The organism is Massilia oculi (genome assembly GCF_003143515.1).
GTDB lineage: Bacteria > Pseudomonadota > Gammaproteobacteria > Burkholderiales > Burkholderiaceae_D > Telluria > Telluria oculi.
Window position 1 is genome coordinate 2039678 of the sequence record NZ_CP029343.1, and the last position, 17124, is coordinate 2056801.

Sequence of the window (17124 nt, forward strand, 5' to 3'; positions counted from 1 at the left end):
TTGCCGCAATTATTCGCCCGGCAAGGAGCCTGTATTGACGGGCGATGTTTAGCGCGGCCCCATGCCGCCGCCCGGCGGACCGAAGCCCGGCCCGCCCGCTCCGCGCGGCCCGCGACCTGCGCCGAAGGTGCCGAAACGGTACGACAGGCCGACGTAGACCAGACGCCCGTCCTGGCGGCGGATGCTGTATTCGCGCAGGCGGTCGGTCTCGGTGATCGACTCCGACTTCTGCGAGTCGAACACGTCGTTGACGTTGACGACCAGGCTCAGGGCCTGGCTCAGGTTGTGCCGGTAATTCAGGTCCGCGGTGCGGGTCGGCTGGCGATAGCCCTCGCCGAACAGCGTCTTGCCCTGGGCATTGAGCACGAGCTGCAGGCTGTTGGCCGGGTTGAACTGGTAGTTGAAGCGCGCGCGGCCGGCGATCGAGGTCGCGCTGCGCTTGTCGTCGTCCACGTTGCCGAGCACCGACTGCTCCGAATAGCCGATATTGCCGCTGGCATTGATCGTCAGCTTGGGCGTGGCGCGTCCGCTGAAGGTGAATTCCAGGCCGCTCGAGCGGCTGGTGCCCGCGTTCTCGCGCGTGGTCAGGAGCACGGTGTCCGAGATGAAGTAGCGGCGCTCCGAGATCAGGTCGGTGTCGCGGCGCGCATACAGGCGCACATTGGTCTCGACGTTGCCAAGCCTGGTCTCGACGCCCAGTTCGAGCGAGTCGGATTCGGTCGGCATCAGCGCGGGATTGCCCGACGAGACGTTCGTTTCGTCGAGGTAGATCACGAAGGGATTCAGGTCCGACGCGCCGGGACGGCGGATGCGGTGCGCATAGCTCAGGCGCAGCGCGGTACGATCCGACAGGTCATAGGTGAGGAAGGCGCTGGGGATCGCTTCCAGGTAGTGGTTGCCGGCCTGGATCCCGGTCGTGACCTGGTCCATGTCGAGATCGGTGTACTCGGTGCGCAGGCCGCCCAGCACGCCCCACTTCTCCCCCAGGCGCATCTGCCAGGTACCGTACAGCGCCAGCGTGGTGTCGACCAGCTCGAAGCGGTTGGTGCGGGATGCGTTGACGCTTTCGAACAGCGTGCCCGGATCGATGTTGAGGAAGCGGGTATCGATCACGCTGCTGTTGCGCGCCACCTTGTAGCCCAGCTTGAGCACGCCCGCCTCGCCCGGACGCTCGTAGTCGCCGGTGAAATCGATGATGCGGGTCTCGTTCAGGTTTTCCTGGCGGGTCAGTGGATCGGACGAATTAATCGGACGCACCGTGTAGTCGCTGGTGAAGCGGGTGTCGCCCTTGCCACGGGTGCCCGACAGGCGCAGGTCGGTCTTGAAGATCTCGCCCGGCATCTCTCCCTTGTGGTCGAGGCTCACGCTCAGGTTGGCGCTGCGGTTGCTGGTGTCGCGCACGGTCGAGCGCCGGTAATCGCTCTCGACCGCCCCGGACGCGTCGGTGCCGCGGTAGCGCTCGGACGAAAGGCCGTCCTGCTGGGTGGCGTTGAAGCCTGCCTTGACCGACACCACGTCCTTCTCGCCCAGGTTGTAGCTGAGCGAGCCGTTGAAGCCGGCCGACTCGGTGTCGTTCTCGCTGTAGGAGCTCTGCACGCTGCTGGCCACGGCGCCGGTGGCCGGGTCGATGCGGTCGCGCGTCGTCTCGCCGGTCGAGCCGCGGCTGTCGCGGCGGCCGAACAGCGCGCCCTGCACGCTCAGGCGTCCGCCCGTATAGCTGCCAAAGGTGGAGGCATTGAAGCGGCCCTCCGTGCCCTTGTTGGCGTTGACCACGCCGAAGCTGCCCGCCGTGCGCTCGCGCCGCATCACCAGGTTGATGATCGGCCCGCCGCCGCCTTCGTTGCCGAACTGCGCGCCGGGATTGTTGATCACCTCCACCGACTCGAGGTCGGCGGCCGGCAGCGCGCCCAGGGCCGCGGCGCGGTTCTCGCCCTGCATCATGGCGGATGGCTTGCCGTCGATAAGGATCTGCACATTGCTGCGCCCGCGCAGGGTCACGTTGCCGTCCGGGTCGACGGCGACCGACGGCACCTTGTTCAAGGTGTCGGCGATGGTGTCGTTGGTGGCGGCCGCATCGCTCTTGACGTCGTAGGCCTGGCGGTCGATGCGGTTCGACGAGCGCACCGCGCTGACCGAGACCGTCGATTCGACCGGGACTTCGGCCTGCACCGGGGGAGCTTCCGGCGCTGGCGTCGCGGGCGCCGTGGCGACCGGCGTGGGGGCCGCGGGCGGCTGCTGGGCGCGGGCAGGAGCGAGCAGCGTGCCCGCCACGATCGGCGCGAGCAGGAAAACGGAAGAACGATGACGTGGCATGACAACCCGGGATGCTGGACAATTGAACGAGCGTAATTGTCGCACGCGATGCGCCCAAAATTCGTTAAGAAATGCTAAGACGAAATAAATGTCAGCGCGATGATGCATGCCTCGACGTCGCGTCAATACGCGTGCGCGTCGTGCCGCCTTCGCGTAAACTTGGCGAATCAACCACGAGGAGAACGCCATGACCGCCTACGATTTCAACGCCACCGCCCTCGACGGCCAGCCGGTCGACCTGGCACGCTATCGCGGCAAGGCGCTCCTGATCGTCAATACCGCCAGCGCCTGCGGCTTCACCCCGCAATACCAGGGCCTGGAAGAGCTGCAGCGCCGCTATGCGGACCAGGGCCTGGTGGTGCTCGGCTTCCCATGCAACCAGTTCGGCCGCCAGGAACCGGGCAGCGAGGCCGAGATCGGCGCCTTCTGCGAAAAGAACTATGGCGTCACCTTCCCGATGTTCGCCAAGATCGACGTCAACGGCGACGACGCCCACCCGCTGTTCGGTTTCCTCAAGGGCGAAAAGCCGGGCGTGCTGGGCACCGAGGCCATCAAGTGGAACTTCACCAAGTTCCTGGTCGACCGGGACGGCGCGGTGGTCAAGCGCTATGCGCCGGCCACCAAGCCGGAAGAGCTGAAGGGCGATATCGAGAAGCTGCTGGCCTGACGTCCAGGAGCGCCTTTCTTAGCGCGCCACCGAGCGCACCTGCTCGAGCGTTCGGGCGACCTCCGCCGGTACCGTCTCGCTGAATCGCCGCATGACCACGGGCTCGCGCCCCGGCCCCCTGCAGGTCAGGGTCGGGCTTGTCGCTTCATGACGGCAGGTGATCTCGATGCGCCGGGCCTTTTCCGCATCCTTCGGATCGAGTGCGACCACGCGGGCCGTCAGTGTCGTGCCGTCCAGCGTCGCACGCAGCGGAAAACCGATGACCGCGCGCACCTGCGGCCCTTCGTGATCCTTGCCGTCGATACGTGTGGGACGTGGCGTGGAGCCGGCCATGACGCCGTAGCCATCGGCGTCGAGATGCAGCTGCGACTGCCCGGCATCGCCTTCATGCAGCGATGCGGCCGTGCCCCAGGTGCCCGTCAGATGGACCGGCAGGACGTCGGACGCAGCGACCGCCGCATGCCACGCAAGCATGCAGGCCAGCAGCGCAATGCGCTTGCCCGGCGCGGGCGGGCGTCTGGAATGACGTTCCATCCTCTCTCCTTGTCGACTTGCGCGCTCACGGCGTGAGCATCATCACTTCGTCGTCAAGCCCGGGCTCGCACGCCGCGCCAAGCGGCTCCCAGCCGCGCCGCACGACGATGCGGCCCTCGTCGTGGCAGATCTCCACGCGCTGCGCCTGCGGCGCGCGCTGGCGCACGAAGGCTTCGATCGAGGCCGGCACGCTCACCTGCAGCGCGAGCGCGTGCAGGTCGTCGACCGGATGGTCGTTCACGTGCACCAGCGGCACGAACTGCCCGGCGAACATCAGCAAGTGACCCGGCACCCTGACCGGCCCGGCGACGTAGCCCTGGGCGCGCAGCCAGTCCTGCGCCCGTTCGCGCACTTGCCCTCCCTGCCCTGCGCCGTGTCCCGATATTCCGCCCCAGGCGCCCGCCAGCAGCTCGGCCACCCACTGGTTGCAGTTCTGGTAATCGGTGCCGAAGGCATAGGCGTTGGCGCTGTATTTCCCGGCCAGCAGGGCCAGCGCCAGCCGCTTGTCGCGCGCGGCGCCTTCGAGCCGGGCGCCGTCGTCGGCTGGCAAGAACAGCAGCGACACATGGCCGCTGGATGGCGCGTCGGCCCCGAGCGCGAAGCCGGAGATGCCCTGGTCGAACAGGTGCGGACGCGCATCCTCGCAGGCGTAGTACAGCTGGCGCACGACCCAGGCGCCGTCCGCGTCGTCGCGCAGGGCGACGCCGGCGTGGGAATACAGCAGGCCGAAGCGGCTCAGGTCCACGCCGGCGCGGGAGATCAGGGCGACCCTGCCGCCCGAGCGTTCCAGCTCTTGCCGGACCACGCCGGCAAAGCGCAGCACGCGGTCCTGCTCGAGCGCGGTGATGTCGTTCTCGCGCTCGCAGAAGGTCGGCAGGCCGGCCCAGGCCGCGCCGCTGAAGGTGGCGCACAGGCCGAGCGCCAACGCGGCGATCGTCCTGCGCAGCTGCCGCATCAGATGACGACTTTGCGCGACGCCAGGTCGCGCTGCCAGTCGTCCTGCAGCGCCAGGAAGAATGGACGCTGGGTGTCGGCGTGGGCGAATTCGTAGCCGTAGACGCGCTCGTTCACGCGCACCACGTCGCCGGCATTGACCTGGCGCTGGGCCATGGCGCGGTTGGGCACGTCGAGGAAGAAGGTGCGGGCCTGGCCGGCTTCGGCGCGCAGGGTCAGGCGGGTGGTGTCGGGCTTGTTCGGCGCCTGCGCGATGTCGATTACACGGTAGTCGCCCGCCGCCACCTTGTTGTCGCCGCTCGAGCTGGTGCTGGAATCGCTGATCGAATCCGAGATGCTGGCCGACGATGCCGAGCCGGCGCTGGAGGCCGAGGAGGCGAAGCTTTCGGCGTGGGCCGGGATGGCGCAGGCGATCGCGAGCAGGCCGCAGCACAGGGAACGTGAAAAGATTGGCAAGGTCATAAGAGGCTTTCGTTGTCGAGCAAAACGCTCACATGGTACAAGCCCTTGCACTTGAACACCATACCGCCGTCGTAACCGCTTGTGACAAGCGCACGGATTCGTCGTCAGCGCGTCTGTATGCGCGCGACGCCGTGGATGGTGCAGCCACGGCTGACGTTGTCGAGGAAGCGGATCGCCTCGGTCATCGAGACGCCGGGCGGCAGCAGGCCGCCCAGCGCGGCGTTCTCGTTCAACTGGTCGAGGCCGTAGGCGATGGCGCGCGACACGTCGCGCGCCATGCGGCCGTCGCTGTTGTACAGCGCGTCGTAGACGCCGGCGGCTTCCCAGACCGGGACGAGGCCGGGGCTGCTGCTGTCTTCGAAGACCACGGCGGCCGGGCCGCCCTCGTCATCACGCACGAGTTGAAAGGTAAAGCTCAAGATCGTTCCTGTTGGTTGCCACTGGATTCCCGCCGCTCGCCGGGTTCGGCGCGATCCTAACACGGCCGGGAAATCGATGTTACGCCCGCGCGGGTAATCAGCGCACTGCCCGCTCGAGTAGTTCGATCCAGTGCGTCACCGGCTTGTCCGTGCCCGACTGCAGGTGGGTCAGGCAGCCGATGTTCGCCGACACGATCTGATCGGCGCCGGTCGCATCCAGGCTGGCCAGCTTGCGGTCGCGCAGCGCCTGCGCGATCTCTGGCTGCAGCACCGAATAGGCGCCGGCCGAGCCGCAGCACAGGTGGTTGTCGGCGCATAGCACCACGTCCACGCCGGCCGCGTGCAGCACGCTTTCGACCTTGCCGCGGATTTGCTGGCCATGCTGCAAGGTGCACGGCGGGTGATAGGCGACGCGCGGCGCGTTCTTCCCCCGCGCCCGCGCCCTGATCTGCTCCTCGAACTGCGGCAGGATCTCGGACAGGTCGCGTGTGATCTCGCTGATGCGGCGGGCCTTGTCGGCGTAGGCCGGATCGTGCGCCAGCAGGTGGCCGTATTCCTTGACCGTGACGCCGCAGCCGGAGGCGGTCATCACGATCGCCTCGACCTGCCCGTGCTCCACGTAGGGCCACCAGGCGTCGACGTTGCGGCGCATGTCGTCCAGGCCGCCTTCCTGGTCGTTCATGTGGTAGCGCAGCGCGCCGCAGCAGCCGGCCTTCGGCGCCACGAGCAGCTGCACGCCGAGAGAATCGAGCACGCGCGCCGTGGCCGCGTTGATGTTCGGCGCCATCGCCGGCTGCACGCAGCCGTCCAGCAGCAGCATCTTGCGCGCGTGGGTCCGGGTCGGCCAGCGGCCGGCGGCGCGCGCCGGCTGCAGCTTGTCCTGCAGCCCTGCAGGCAACAGCGGCCGCAGCGCCTGCCCCGCCCTGAAGGCCGGCCTGAAGACGCCGGCGCGCGGCAGGCATTCCTTGAGCGTGGTGCGCGTGATCCTTTCCTTCAACGGGCGCGGCACGCGCTCGTCGACCAGCTTGCGGCCGATGTCGACCAGGCGCCCATACTTGACGCCGGACGGACAGGTGGTTTCGCAATTGCGGCAGGTGAGGCAGCGGTCCAGGTGCAGCTGGGTCTTGCGGGTCGGTTGCGAGCCCTCGAGCACCTGCTTGATCAGGTAGATGCGGCCGCGCGGGCCATCGAGTTCGTCGCCCAGCAGTTGATAGGTCGGACAGGTGGCGGTGCAGAAGCCGCAGTGCACGCAGGCGCGCAGGATCGCTTCGGCTTCCGCGCCTTCGCGCGTGCCCTTGATGAAGTCGGCCAGTAGGGTTTGCATGGGTCAGGCGCTTTCGGGATATAGTCGGCCCGGGTTGAAGATGTGGGCGGGATCGAAGGCATCCTTCATGCGCGCATGGATGCGCGCCAGCGCAGGCGCCAGCGGCTGGAACACGACGCTAGCCTTGTCGCCGCCCCGGAACAGGGTCGCGTGGCCGCCGCACGCCTCCACCGTGCGCCGGATCGCCCGGGCCGTCGCGGCGTCGCCCCCGGCGCGCAGCCAGCGCTGGGCGCCGCCCCACTCGATCAGCTGGTCGCCGCCGAGCACCAGCGCGCCGGTTGTCGACGGCACCGACAGCCGCCACAGGGGTTCGCCCCCCGAGAAGAAGGCATGCCGCTGTTCGCGTACGTCGGCCCAGAACGCAGCCGCATCCGGATGCGGCACCGCTTCGCCGCCCAGCAGCCGCATCGCGGCGTCGACCGCCGCCTCGGCGCCGGACAGGCGCAGCGCCAGCTGGCCGCCGCACCAGGCGCTGCCCGACAGCGGCAAGGGCTGGCCGCCCCATTCGTTCAGGCGTCGGATGGCGTCGATCTCGCCCATCTCGAAGCGCAGCGTGGCTTCGGCGAAGGGCCGCGGCAGCACCTTCAAGGACACTTCCAGCAGCAGGCCGAGCGTGCCCATCGAACCGGCCAGCATGCGCGAGACGTCGTAGCCGGCCACATTCTTCATCACCTTGCCGCCGAAGGACAGCACGTCGCCCTTCCCGTCCAGCAGCCTGGCGCCGAGCACGAAGTCGCGCGTGGCGCCGCTGCTGGCGCGCCGTGGGCCGCACAGGCCCGCCGCGACCGTGCCGCCCACGGTGGCATTGGCGCCGAAATGCGGCGGCTCGAAGGCCAGCATCTGGTTGTGGCGGGCGAGCAGCGCCTCGATCTCGGCCAGCGGCGTGCCGCAGCGCGCGGTGATCACGAGCTCGGTCGGCTCGTAGTCGACGATGCCGGCGTAATCGCGGGTGTCGAGCACTGTGCCGCGCGGCGAGCCGCCATACCAGTCCTTGCTGCCGCCGCCGCGGATGCACAGCGGTTCACGCTCACGAGCCGCGGTCAGCACCCGCTCCTGGAATCGTTCGATCGTTCCCATATCGGCTCTCGTTCAAAAACGCGGCAGGTCCGGGAACGGGACCTCGCCGTGGTGCACGTGCAGCTTGCCGAATTCGGCGCAGCGGTGCGGGGTCGGGATCGCCTTGTCCGGATTGAGCAGCGCGAACGGGTCGAAGGCATGCTTGACCGCGAAGAAAGCGTCGAGTTCCTTGCGGCTGAACTGCACGCACATCGAATCGATCTTTTCCTTGCCCACGCCGTGCTCGCCGGTGATGGTGCCGCCCACGTCGACGCACAGCGCCAGGATCGCGGCGCCGAAGGCTTCGGCGCGCTCGAATTCGCCGGGCGCGCTGGCGTCGAACAGGATCAGCGGATGCATATTGCCGTCGCCGGCGTGGAACACGTTGGAGCAGCGCAGGCCGTAGGTCTGTTCCATCGCGGCGATGCCGGCCAGCACCCGCGCCAGCTGCTTGCGCGGGATGGTGCCATCCATGCAGTAATAGTCGGGCGAGATGCGGCCCGCGGCCGGAAAGGCGTTCTTGCGGCCGGACCAGAAGCGCACCCGCTCCGCCTCGCTCTGCGACACGGCAATGGCGGTCGCGCCGGCGCGCTCGAGCACCGCGCTCATGCGCGCGATCTCCTCGGCCACCTCGAGCGCCGTGCCGTCGGCCTCGCACAGCAGGATGGCGGCGGCGTCGAGGTCGTAGCCGGCCCGCACGAAGGGCTCGACCATGCGCACCGAGGTGCGGTCCATCATCTCGAGGCCCGCCGGGATGATGCCGGCCGCGATCACGTCGGCCACCGCATTGCCGGCCGTGACCACGTCGGTGAACGAGGCCATGATCACCTGGGCCAGCGCCGGCTTGGGCACCAGCTTCACCGTCACCTCGGTGACGATGCCGAGCATGCCTTCGGAACCGATGAACACGGCCAGCAGGTCGAGCCCCGGCGCATCGAGCGCCGCGCCGCCCAGTTCGACCACGTCGCCCTCGATGGTGGCCACCCGCACCCGCAGCACATTGTGCACCGTCAGGCCGTATTTGAGGCAGTGCACGCCGCCCGCGTTCTCGGCCACGTTGCCGCCGATGGTGCAGGCGATTTGCGACGAAGGATCGGGGGCGTAGTACAGGCCGAACGGCGCAGCGGCTTCGGAGATCGCCAGGTTGCGCACGCCCGGCTGGACGACGGCGGTGCGCGCCAGCGGGTCGACGCGCCTGATCTGGCTCATGCGCGCGGTGGACAGCACGACGCCGTCGCGGATCGGCAGCGCGCCGCCCGACAGGCCCGTGCCGGCGCCGCGCGGCACGATCGGCACCTGCAATTCGCGGCAGATGTCGAGGATGGCGAGCACCTGCGCCTCGTCGGTCGGCAAGGTAACGACCAGCGGCAGCTGGCGGTAGGCGGCCAGGCCGTCGCATTCGTAGGGCCGGGTGTCTTCTGGGTCGGACAGGACGCAGGAGGCGGGCAGGCGCGCGCGCAGGGCAGCCGCCACCTGAGCGCGCCGCGCCGCCGGGTCGGAATGGATGGCATGATCGGGCATGCTTCGATTGTAAGCACAAGCATGCACATTCGCCACGTTTTGTCGTATGCTCATCCCATCGTTTTTTCACACCAACGCATAAGGCAACATCATGGGCAACCGCCTCTCGAAAATCGCGACCCGCACCGGCGACGACGGCAGCACCGGCCTGGGCGACGGCAGCCGCACCGGCAAGGACAGCGCGCGCATCCACGCGCTGGGCGAAGTCGACGAACTCAATTCCTTCGTCGGCCTGCTGCTGTGCGAAGACATGCCGACGCCATTGCGCGAAGAGCTGGTCTCGATCCAGCACGACCTGTTCGACCTGGGCGGCGAGCTGTGCATCCCCGGCTACCAGATGATCAAGGAAGAGCACGTGGCGCGCCTGGACGGCCTGCTCGAGAAATACAACGCCGACCTGCCGGTCCTGAAGGAATTCATCCTGCCGGCCGGCTCGCGCGCGGCCTCCACCGCCCACGTCTGCCGTACCGTGTGCCGGCGCGCCGAACGCGCCATCGTGGCCCTGTCGAAGGCAGAGCAGATCCACGCCCACCCGCGCCAGTACGTCAACCGCCTGTCCGACCTGATGTTCGTGCTGGCGCGCGTGCTGAACCGCCATGCCGGCGGCAGCGACGTGCTGTGGCAGCACGAACGCAAGCGGGGCTGATCCATGGATGACAAGGTGATGGACGACTTCATCGGCGTCTATGACGACGCGCTCAGTGCGCAGCAATGCGACGCGCTGCTGGCGCGCTTCGAGGCCAGCGACAAGGTCGTACGCGGGCGCACCGGCAACGGCGTCGACGTCGCCAAGAAGGACAGCTACGACATCACCATCAACCTGCACCGCGAATGGGACGACGTCACCCAGCTGCTGCTCGAATCGATGACGCGTCACCTGGTGCAGTACGTCGACCGCTACCGCATGCTGCTGATGGGGTCCCTGTCGCCGACGCTGGCGCATCCGGCCACCGGCGCGCCGACGGTGCTATCGATGGACAACTTCGAGGAAGTAGGCCGTCCGTACATCGAAGACCTGGTGCGCGTGCTGTACCGGCCCGGCACCATCAACCTGCAAAAGTACCGGCAGGCCAGCGGCGGCTACCACCACTGGCATTCCGAGATCTATCCGCAGAACGCCAGTTGCGATTCGCTGCACCGGGTGCTGCTGTGGATGTTCTACCTCAACGACGTGGAAGATGGCGGCGAGACCGAGTTCCTGTACCAGGGCCGCAAGATCGCGCCAAAAAAGGGGCGGCTGGTGATCGCGCCGGCCGGCTTCACCCATACCCACCGCGGCAACGTGGCCCGGAGCGGCGACAAGTACATCGCTACTTCCTGGATCCTGTACCAGCGCGCCGAGGCCTTGTTCGGTCAGCCGGCGTGACAACGACGTGATGCCACGACGGCGGCCCGACCCACTGTTCAAACAGGCAGCCTGACGAAGCAAAAAGCCCCGCTTTCTCGCGAAAGCGGGGCTTTGTTCATGGTGCGTCCGGAGGCGATCAGCCGTTGTTCACCACCAGCCGCGGCTCGCCCTGCGCCCCCAGGCGCGCGCGGATCGATGCCGCGATGCCCTTGGCATCCAGGCCGACCGACGCCAGCAGCGCTTGCGGATCGCCCTGGTCGATGAAGTTGTCGGGCAGGCCCAGGTTCAGCACCGGCTTGGCGATGCCGGCCGCGGCCAGCGCTTCCATCACGGCGGCGCCGGCGCCGCCCATGATGCAGCCCTCTTCCACCGTCACCAAAAAGTCATGTTCCTGCGCCAGGCGCTTGACCAGTTCGATGTCGAGCGGCTTCACGAAGCGCATGTTCGCCACGGTCGCATCGAGTTCGTCGCCCGCCTTCAGGCTTGGCGCCACCATCGAGCCGAAGGCCAGGATCGCGACGCCCTTGCCGGTGCGGCGCACCTCGCCCTTGCCGATCTCGATCGAGGTCAGGGCCTCCACCAATGGAGCGCCGACGCCGGCGCCGCGCGGGTAGCGCACCGCGGCCGGGCCGGGATAGTGGTAGGCGGTGGTCAGCATCTGGCGGCACTCGTTTTCATCCGAGGCGGCCATCACCACCATGTTCGGGATGCAGCGCAGGTAGGCCAGGTCGTAGTTGCCGGCGTGGGTGGCGCCGTCGGCGCCGACCAGGCCCGCGCGGTCCAGCGCGAAGGTCACGTCCAGGTTCTGCAGCGCCACGTCGTGGATCAGCTGGTCGTAGGCGCGCTGGAGAAAAGTAGAATAGATCGCCACGACGGGCTTGACGCCTTCGGTGGCCATGCCGGCCGCGAAGGTCACCGAGTGCTGCTCGGCGATGCCGACGTCGAAGTAGCGCTGCGGGTACTCCTGGTGGAAGCGCACCATGCCCGAGCCTTCGCGCATCGCGGGCGTGATGCCGACCAGGCGCTTGTCCGCGGCCGCCATGTCGCACAGCCAGTTGCCGAATACCTCGGTGTAGGTGATCTTGCCCGGCGCGGTGGACGGCTTGATGCCCTCGAGGTGGTTGAACTTGCCGGTGCCGTGGTACAGGATAGGCTCGGCCTCGGCCAGCTTGTAGCCCTGGCCCTTCTTGGTCACCACGTGCAGGAATTGCGGGCCCTTGAGCTTCTTGATGTTTTCCAGCGTCGGGATCAGGGAATCGAGGTCGTGGCCGTCGATCGGGCCGATGTAATTGAAGCCGAATTCCTCGAACATCGTGGCCGGGACCACCATGCCCTTGGCATGCTCTTCCAGCTTGCGCGCCAGATCCAGCACCGGCGCCGGCAGCACGCTCTTGCCCACGTTCTTGGCGGCGGCGTAGAACTGGCCCGACAGCAGGCGCGCCAGGTAGCGGTTCAGCGCGCCGACCGGCGGCGAGATCGACATGTCGTTGTCGTTCAGGATGACCAGCAGGTTGACGTCTTCTTCCACACCCGCGTTGTTGAGCGCCTCGAACGCCATTCCGGCGGTCATGGAGCCGTCGCCGATGACGGCGATCGCATGACGGTCCTCGCCCTTGATCTTCGCCGCGGTGGCCATGCCCAGCGCCGCCGAGATCGAGGTCGACGAGTGGGCGGTGCCGAAGGTGTCGTACTCGCTCTCGTCGCGCTTGGGGAAGCCCGACAGGCCGTTCAGCTGGCGCAAGGTGGGCATGCGGCCGCGGCGGCCGGTGAGGATCTTGTGCGAATAGGTCTGGTGGCCGACGTCCCACACGATGCGGTCGCGCGGCGTGTCGTATACGTAGTGCAGTGCGATCGTCAGCTCCACCGTGCCCAGGTTGGACGACAGGTGGCCGCCGGTTTTCGACACCGACTCGAGCAGGAACTGGCGCAGCTCGTGCGCCAGCGGGGTGAGCTGGGTGCGCGGCAGCTTGCGCAGGTCGGATGGGTCGTTGATTTTTTCTAGCAGGTTCATTTAGGCCTTCCGCTGCACGATCAGGTCTGCCAGTTCGCGCAGACGCTGTGCTTTGTCTCCAAATGGCGCCAGCGCTTCGTGCGCGTCACGCCGCAGTTGCTCGGCCAGCGCGCGCGATGGCTCCAGCCCGAGGATCGACACATAGGTCGGTTTGTTGTCGGCCGCGTCCTTGCCGGCGGTCTTGCCCAGCGTGGCCGAATCGGCGGTGGCGTCGAGCACGTCATCGACCACCTGGAACGCCAGTCCCACCGCGGCGGAATAGGCATCCAGCGCTTCGAGTTCGCGCGGCTCCAGGTCGCGGCCGGCGAGCGCGCCGAGCAGCACCGACACGCGCAGCATGGCGCCGGTCTTGAGCTGGTGCATGCGCTCGAGCTGTTCGCGGGTGAGCGACAGGCCGACGCTATCGAGGTCGATCGCCTGGCCGCCGCACATGCCGTTCGAGCCGGCCGCCTGCGCCAGCAGGCGCACCATCGTCAGCTGGCGCGCCGGGGGCACCGCCGCGGCATCAAGGCCGGCCACCACCTCGAAGGCTTGCGCCTGCAGGGTGTCGCCGACCAGCAGCGCGGTCGCTTCGTCATAGGCCACGTGCACCGTCGGCTTGCCGCGGCGCAGGGCGTCGTCGTCCATGCACGGCATGTCGTCGTGCACCAGCGAATACACATGGATCATCTCGACCGCGCTCGCGACCCGGGCTACTGCCTGCGGGGCGGCGTCGAACAGCGCGCCGGCGGCATACGCCAGCAGCGGGCGCACGCGCTTGCCGCCGCCGAGCGTCGTGTAGCGCATCGCCTCGTGCAGCTTGTGCGGCACGCGGTCGCTTGGGGGCAGGAAGGCGTCGAGCGCCTCTTCCACCGTGGCCTGGACATCGCGGGTCCAGGCGCTGAAGTCCTGGACCGTCATTGCGTTGCCTCGTCGTCGCTGAATGGCTTGAGCATGTCGCCTTCGAGCATCTTGACCTGGGACTCGACTTTTTCGAGCTGGGCCGCGCAGTACTTGACCAGTTCGGAGCCGCGCGCATAGGCCGCGACCGAGGCTTCCAGCGGCAAGGCCCCGGATTCCATCTGTGTCACGAGCTGGGCCAGTTCGGCCATCGCCTGCTCGAAGGATTGCGGAGGCGCCGGCGTTGCCGGCGCGCTGTCCGCTGTCATATTCTTTGCCATAAGTCGCTATCGTGAAGGCGCCGAGTTGTGCGCCATGGGTCAGTCCAATCGCGTATTTTAGATCAATCCCACCCCACGGGGGGCGCACATTGCAGCATTCACAACTAGCAAGTGCGTCAACAATCCGGCCGACGCCCCCACTCGCCCTTCTTCCCCATATGAAAACCATGCCTCATCGGCAACACATCAAGCGCCGCGCACCACAAACTCGCGCCGGCCCAAGACGGTAGAGCCTGTTACGCAGTATAATCTCCGGTTCTGTCCGAAATACCGTATTCCTCTACTTAAATACTGGTCTTTGGATTCTTTCTCTTCTTTGGAAGCTACCTTAAAGGGGGTTGGGATGTCCGATCTGGCTACCCACGCCAAGCTGGCGCGCTCGAACGCACAGCTTCCGGTAAATGTTTATTTTGACGACGCGCTCCTCAAGCGCGAGATGCAGCAACTGTTCCACAATGGCCCGCGCTACATCGGCCATGAATTGATGGTGCCGGAGACCGGGGACTTCGCAACGCTCGCCTCGGAACACGAAGGCCGCATGCTGGTGCGTAACGCCGGCGGCATCGAAGTGCTTTCCAACGTCTGCCGCCACCGCCAGGCGCTGATGTTCAATGGCCGCGGCAATGCGAAGAACATCGTGTGCCCGCTGCACCGCTGGACCTATGACCTGAAGGGCGAATTGATCGGCGCACCGCATTTCGCGGACACCCCGTGCCTGAACCTGTCGAAGACGCCGCTGCAGAACTGGAACGGCCTGCTGTTCGAACAAAACGGCTACAACGTGATGGACAAGCTCGGCAAGCTGTCGGTGACGAAGGACCTCGACTTCTCGGGCTATATGTTCGACCACGTCGAGATCCACGAGTGCGACTACAACTGGAAGACCTTCATCGAGGTCTACCTGGAGGATTACCACGTCGAACCGTTCCACCCGGGCCTGGGCAACTTCGTCTCGTGCGACGACCTGAAATGGGAGTTCGGCAGCGACTACAGCGTCCAGACCGTGGGCGTGAACCGCGCGCTGCAGAAGGCCGGCTCGCCGGCCTATAAACGCTGGCAGGAGCAGGTGCTGAAGTTCAACAACGGCCAGCCGCCCAAGTACGGCGCGATCTGGCTGACGCTGTACCCGAACATCATGGTCGAGTGGTACCCGAACGTGCTGGTGGTGTCGACCCTGTGGCCGGACGGCCCGCAGAAGACCCGCAACGTGGTCGAGTTCTACTACCCCGAAGAGATCGTGCTGTTCGAGCGCGAATTCGTCGAGGCCGAGCGCGCCGCCTACATGGAGACGGCGGTCGAGGACGACGAGATCGGCCTGCGCATGGACGCCGGCCGCAAGATCCTGCTGGCGCGTGGCGTCAACGAGGTCGGTCCCTACCAGTCGCCGATGGAAGACGGCATGCAGCACTTCCATGAGTGGTATCGCAGCAGGATCGCCTTGTAACTCTCACATCGTCAAACCGGCGCCGCACCCTGGCGCCACGGACCGCGCGGTCTCCTCGCCGCACGGTCTTTCACTGGAAATCCGATGGCTTCCCTCTGGATGTTGTACGCCAGCTTCGCGTTCGCCGCCATGGGCGCGGGCGTGAAGCTGGCTTCCGAGTTCTATTCCACGTCAGAACTCCTGATGTACCGGGGCCTGATCGGCAGCGTCATCCTGCTGCTCATGGTGCGCCGCCAGGGCGGCACTTTTAAAACGGATTTTGGCAAGGCCCACCTGTGGCGCAGCCTGGTTGGCGTGACCTCGCTGTGGCTGTGGTTCTTCGCGATCGGCCGCCTGCCGCTGGCCACCGCGATGACGCTCAACTACATGGCCCCGATCTGGATCGCGGCCGGGATGTTCGCCATGGGCTGGTGGACCAGGACCAAGCATGCCGAATGGCCGCTGGTGGTGGCGATCGCCTCCAGCTTCTTCGGCGTGACCATGGTGCTGCAGCCGGCGGTCGAGAGCGAGCAGTGGCTGGGCGGCCTGGCCGGCGTGTGCTCGTCGATGATCTCGGCGATGGCCTATATGCAGGTGCGTAAGCTCGGCCAGCTGGGCGAGCCCGAGTACCGCGTGGTGTTCTACTTCTCGCTGACCACGACCCTGGTCGGCCTGGCCGCCACCGTGGCCGGCGACGGGCCTCAGGGCGCGCTATTCCATGCGCATACGATGTACGGCGCCCTGCTGCTGCTGGGGATCGGCGGCGCCGCCCTGATCGCCCAGATGTGCATGACCCGCGCCTACCGCGTGGGCAAGGTGCTGGTGGTGGCCAACCTGCAGTACACCGGCATCGTCTTCTCCACCCTGTGGGGCCTGATCCTGTGGGGCGACGCCTTCGACTGGCATGTGTGGCTGGGCATCGGCGTGATCCTGCTCTCGGGACTGGCCGCGACGTTCTACAATACCCGCAAGACGGCGCGCGGCGCCGTCGTCAAGGACCAGGACCCCGTGGTCAGCGAATCGTAGAAGGAGACTTAACGCCATGTTCAAGACCCTGATTTCGGCCAGCCAGCTGGCCGCCCATATCGACGACCCGAAGTGGGTCGTGGTGGACTGCCGCCACGACCTGGTGAACCTCGCCGCCGGCCGTGACGGCTATGCCGCCGGCCACCTGCCGAACGCGGCGTTCGCCGACATCGAGACCGTGCTGTCGGGCGCCAAGCGCGGGCCTGACGGCGTGTTCCTCGGCCGCCATCCCCTACCGGGGAAGGAAGCGCTGGCGCAAGCCCTGCGCGAATTCGGCATCGACGACGACACGCAAGTGGTCGCCTACGACGCCCACGGCGGCATGTTCGCGGCGCGCCTGTGGTGGCTGCTGCGCTGGCTGGGTCACGAGGCGGTCGCGGTGCTCGATGGCGGCATGGCGGCCTGGCAGGCGCTGGGCCAGCCCCTGTCGACCGAGACGCCCACCAGACCGGGCGGCAGCCTGACCGTGCGCGCGCCTTTCGTGCCCACGGTGACGGTGCGCGAGGTGATGGACAACCTGGAGAGCGGCCAGCGCATCGTGATCGACGCCCGCGCGGCCGACCGCTTCCGCGGCGAAAACGAAACCATCGACCCGGTGGGTGGCCACATCCCGGGCGCGAAGAACCGCTTCTTCAAGGACAACCTGCAGGCCGATGGCCGCTTCAAGGATGCTGGTCAGCTGCGCGCGGAGTTCGGCGCCCTGGTCGACGATCCAGAGCGCGCCATCATGCAGTGCGGTTCGGGCGTGACCGCCTGCCACAACCTGCTGGCGCTGGAAGTGGCGGGCATGCCGGGCGCCAGCCTGTATCCGGGCTCGTGGAGCGAGTGGGTAGGCGATCCGGCGCGGCCGGTCGCGAAAGGCGCGGATTGAAAACAAAGGGCTTCGTCACGAAGCCCTTTTCTTTT

Annotated in this window: 17 protein-coding genes; 6 read left to right on the forward strand and 11 right to left on the reverse strand. The window is 67.3% G+C overall.

Features of this window, described 5'->3' with window-relative positions; all coding sequences use genetic code 11:
• Positions 1–48: 48 nt before the first annotated feature.
• Positions 49–2313, reverse strand: a complete 2265-nt coding sequence (locus tag DIR46_RS09440; protein WP_109345015.1) for a TonB-dependent receptor domain-containing protein — start codon at positions 2311–2313, stop codon at positions 49–51.
• 187 nt (positions 2314–2500) lie between these two features.
• Here DIR46_RS09440 and DIR46_RS09445 point away from each other — a divergent pair, with 187 nt between their 5' ends.
• Positions 2501–2980 (forward strand): glutathione peroxidase, encoded by a 480-nt coding sequence (locus DIR46_RS09445; RefSeq protein ID WP_109345016.1) that lies wholly within the window; start codon positions 2501–2503, stop codon positions 2978–2980.
• 18 nt (positions 2981–2998) lie between these two features.
• Here DIR46_RS09445 and DIR46_RS09450 read toward each other — a convergent pair whose 3' ends face one another.
• The 7 genes from DIR46_RS09450 to DIR46_RS09480 all read right to left on the reverse strand — a co-directional run bounded on the left by DIR46_RS09450 (position 2999) and on the right by DIR46_RS09480 (position 9250).
• A complete protein-coding gene (locus DIR46_RS09450) occupies positions 2999–3514 on the reverse strand; it encodes a hypothetical protein (protein ID WP_109345017.1) in 516 nt (171 codons plus the stop codon).
• Between the two features lie 25 nt (positions 3515–3539).
• Positions 3540–4469 carry a DUF2145 domain-containing protein gene (locus DIR46_RS09455; protein ID WP_109345018.1) on the reverse strand — a complete coding sequence of 310 codons (930 nt, stop codon included), beginning with the start codon at positions 4467–4469 and terminating at the stop codon, positions 3540–3542.
• Positions 4469–4930 (reverse strand): hypothetical protein, encoded by a 462-nt coding sequence (locus DIR46_RS09460; protein WP_205289101.1) that lies wholly within the window; start codon positions 4928–4930, stop codon positions 4469–4471. Before DIR46_RS09460 ends, DIR46_RS09455 begins: the two co-directional genes overlap by 1 nt.
• 104 nt (positions 4931–5034) lie before the next feature.
• Positions 5035–5349, reverse strand: coding sequence for a hypothetical protein (locus DIR46_RS09465; protein ID WP_109345019.1), 315 nt, complete (start codon positions 5347–5349; stop codon positions 5035–5037).
• A gap of 97 nt (positions 5350–5446) precedes the next feature.
• The gene (glcF, locus tag DIR46_RS09470; protein WP_109345020.1) at positions 5447–6673 is read right to left on the reverse strand and encodes a glycolate oxidase subunit GlcF; all 1227 of its coding nucleotides are present in this window, start codon (positions 6671–6673) and stop codon (positions 5447–5449) included.
• 3 nt (positions 6674–6676) lie between these two features.
• Positions 6677–7750: a glycolate oxidase subunit GlcE gene (gene glcE / locus DIR46_RS09475; protein WP_109345021.1), complete on the reverse strand. Its 1074-nt coding sequence runs from the start codon at positions 7748–7750 to the stop codon at positions 6677–6679.
• A gap of 12 nt (positions 7751–7762) precedes the next feature.
• Positions 7763–9250, reverse strand: a complete 1488-nt coding sequence (locus DIR46_RS09480) for an FAD-linked oxidase C-terminal domain-containing protein (RefSeq protein WP_109345022.1) — start codon at positions 9248–9250, stop codon at positions 7763–7765.
• Between the two features lie 91 nt (positions 9251–9341).
• On the opposite strand from DIR46_RS09480, the gene DIR46_RS09485 reads away from it, so the two are divergent.
• Together DIR46_RS09485 and DIR46_RS09490 are read left to right on the forward strand one after the other, a co-directional pair.
• Complete coding sequence (locus DIR46_RS09485; RefSeq protein WP_109345023.1) at positions 9342–9896, forward strand: cob(I)yrinic acid a,c-diamide adenosyltransferase; 555 nt, start codon at positions 9342–9344, stop codon at positions 9894–9896.
• A 3-nt stretch (positions 9897–9899) separates the two neighbouring features.
• Positions 9900–10616: a 2OG-Fe(II) oxygenase gene (locus tag DIR46_RS09490; RefSeq protein WP_229446560.1), complete on the forward strand. Its 717-nt coding sequence runs from the start codon at positions 9900–9902 to the stop codon at positions 10614–10616.
• A 118-nt stretch (positions 10617–10734) separates the two neighbouring features.
• Here the strand turns inward: DIR46_RS09490 and dxs are convergent, their stop codons facing one another.
• Genes dxs through DIR46_RS09505 form a run of 3 tightly spaced genes read right to left on the reverse strand, consistent with a single transcriptional unit; the run spans position 10735 to position 13757 of the window.
• Complete coding sequence (gene dxs / locus DIR46_RS09495) at positions 10735–12609, reverse strand: 1-deoxy-D-xylulose-5-phosphate synthase (RefSeq protein WP_109345024.1); 1875 nt, start codon at positions 12607–12609, stop codon at positions 10735–10737.
• Positions 12610–13509, reverse strand: a complete 900-nt coding sequence (locus DIR46_RS09500) for a polyprenyl synthetase family protein (RefSeq protein WP_109345025.1) — start codon at positions 13507–13509, stop codon at positions 12610–12612.
• A complete protein-coding gene (locus tag DIR46_RS09505) occupies positions 13506–13757 on the reverse strand; it encodes an exodeoxyribonuclease VII small subunit (RefSeq protein ID WP_109345026.1) in 252 nt (83 codons plus the stop codon). Before DIR46_RS09505 ends, DIR46_RS09500 begins: the two co-directional genes overlap by 4 nt.
• Positions 13758–14112: 355 nt before the next feature.
• Between DIR46_RS09505 and DIR46_RS09510 the strand changes: the two genes are divergently transcribed.
• The 3 genes from DIR46_RS09510 (at position 14113) to DIR46_RS09520 (ending at position 17089) form a co-directional block, all read left to right on the forward strand.
• Complete coding sequence (locus DIR46_RS09510) at positions 14113–15213, forward strand: aromatic ring-hydroxylating oxygenase subunit alpha (protein WP_109345027.1); 1101 nt, start codon at positions 14113–14115, stop codon at positions 15211–15213.
• 84 nt (positions 15214–15297) lie between these two features.
• Entirely contained in the window at positions 15298–16218 is a 921-nt protein-coding gene (locus tag DIR46_RS09515) for a DMT family transporter (protein WP_109345028.1), read from the forward strand.
• Between the two features lie 16 nt (positions 16219–16234).
• Complete coding sequence (locus DIR46_RS09520) at positions 16235–17089, forward strand: sulfurtransferase (RefSeq protein WP_109345029.1); 855 nt, start codon at positions 16235–16237, stop codon at positions 17087–17089.
• The last annotated feature ends 35 nt before the right edge of the window (positions 17090–17124 follow it).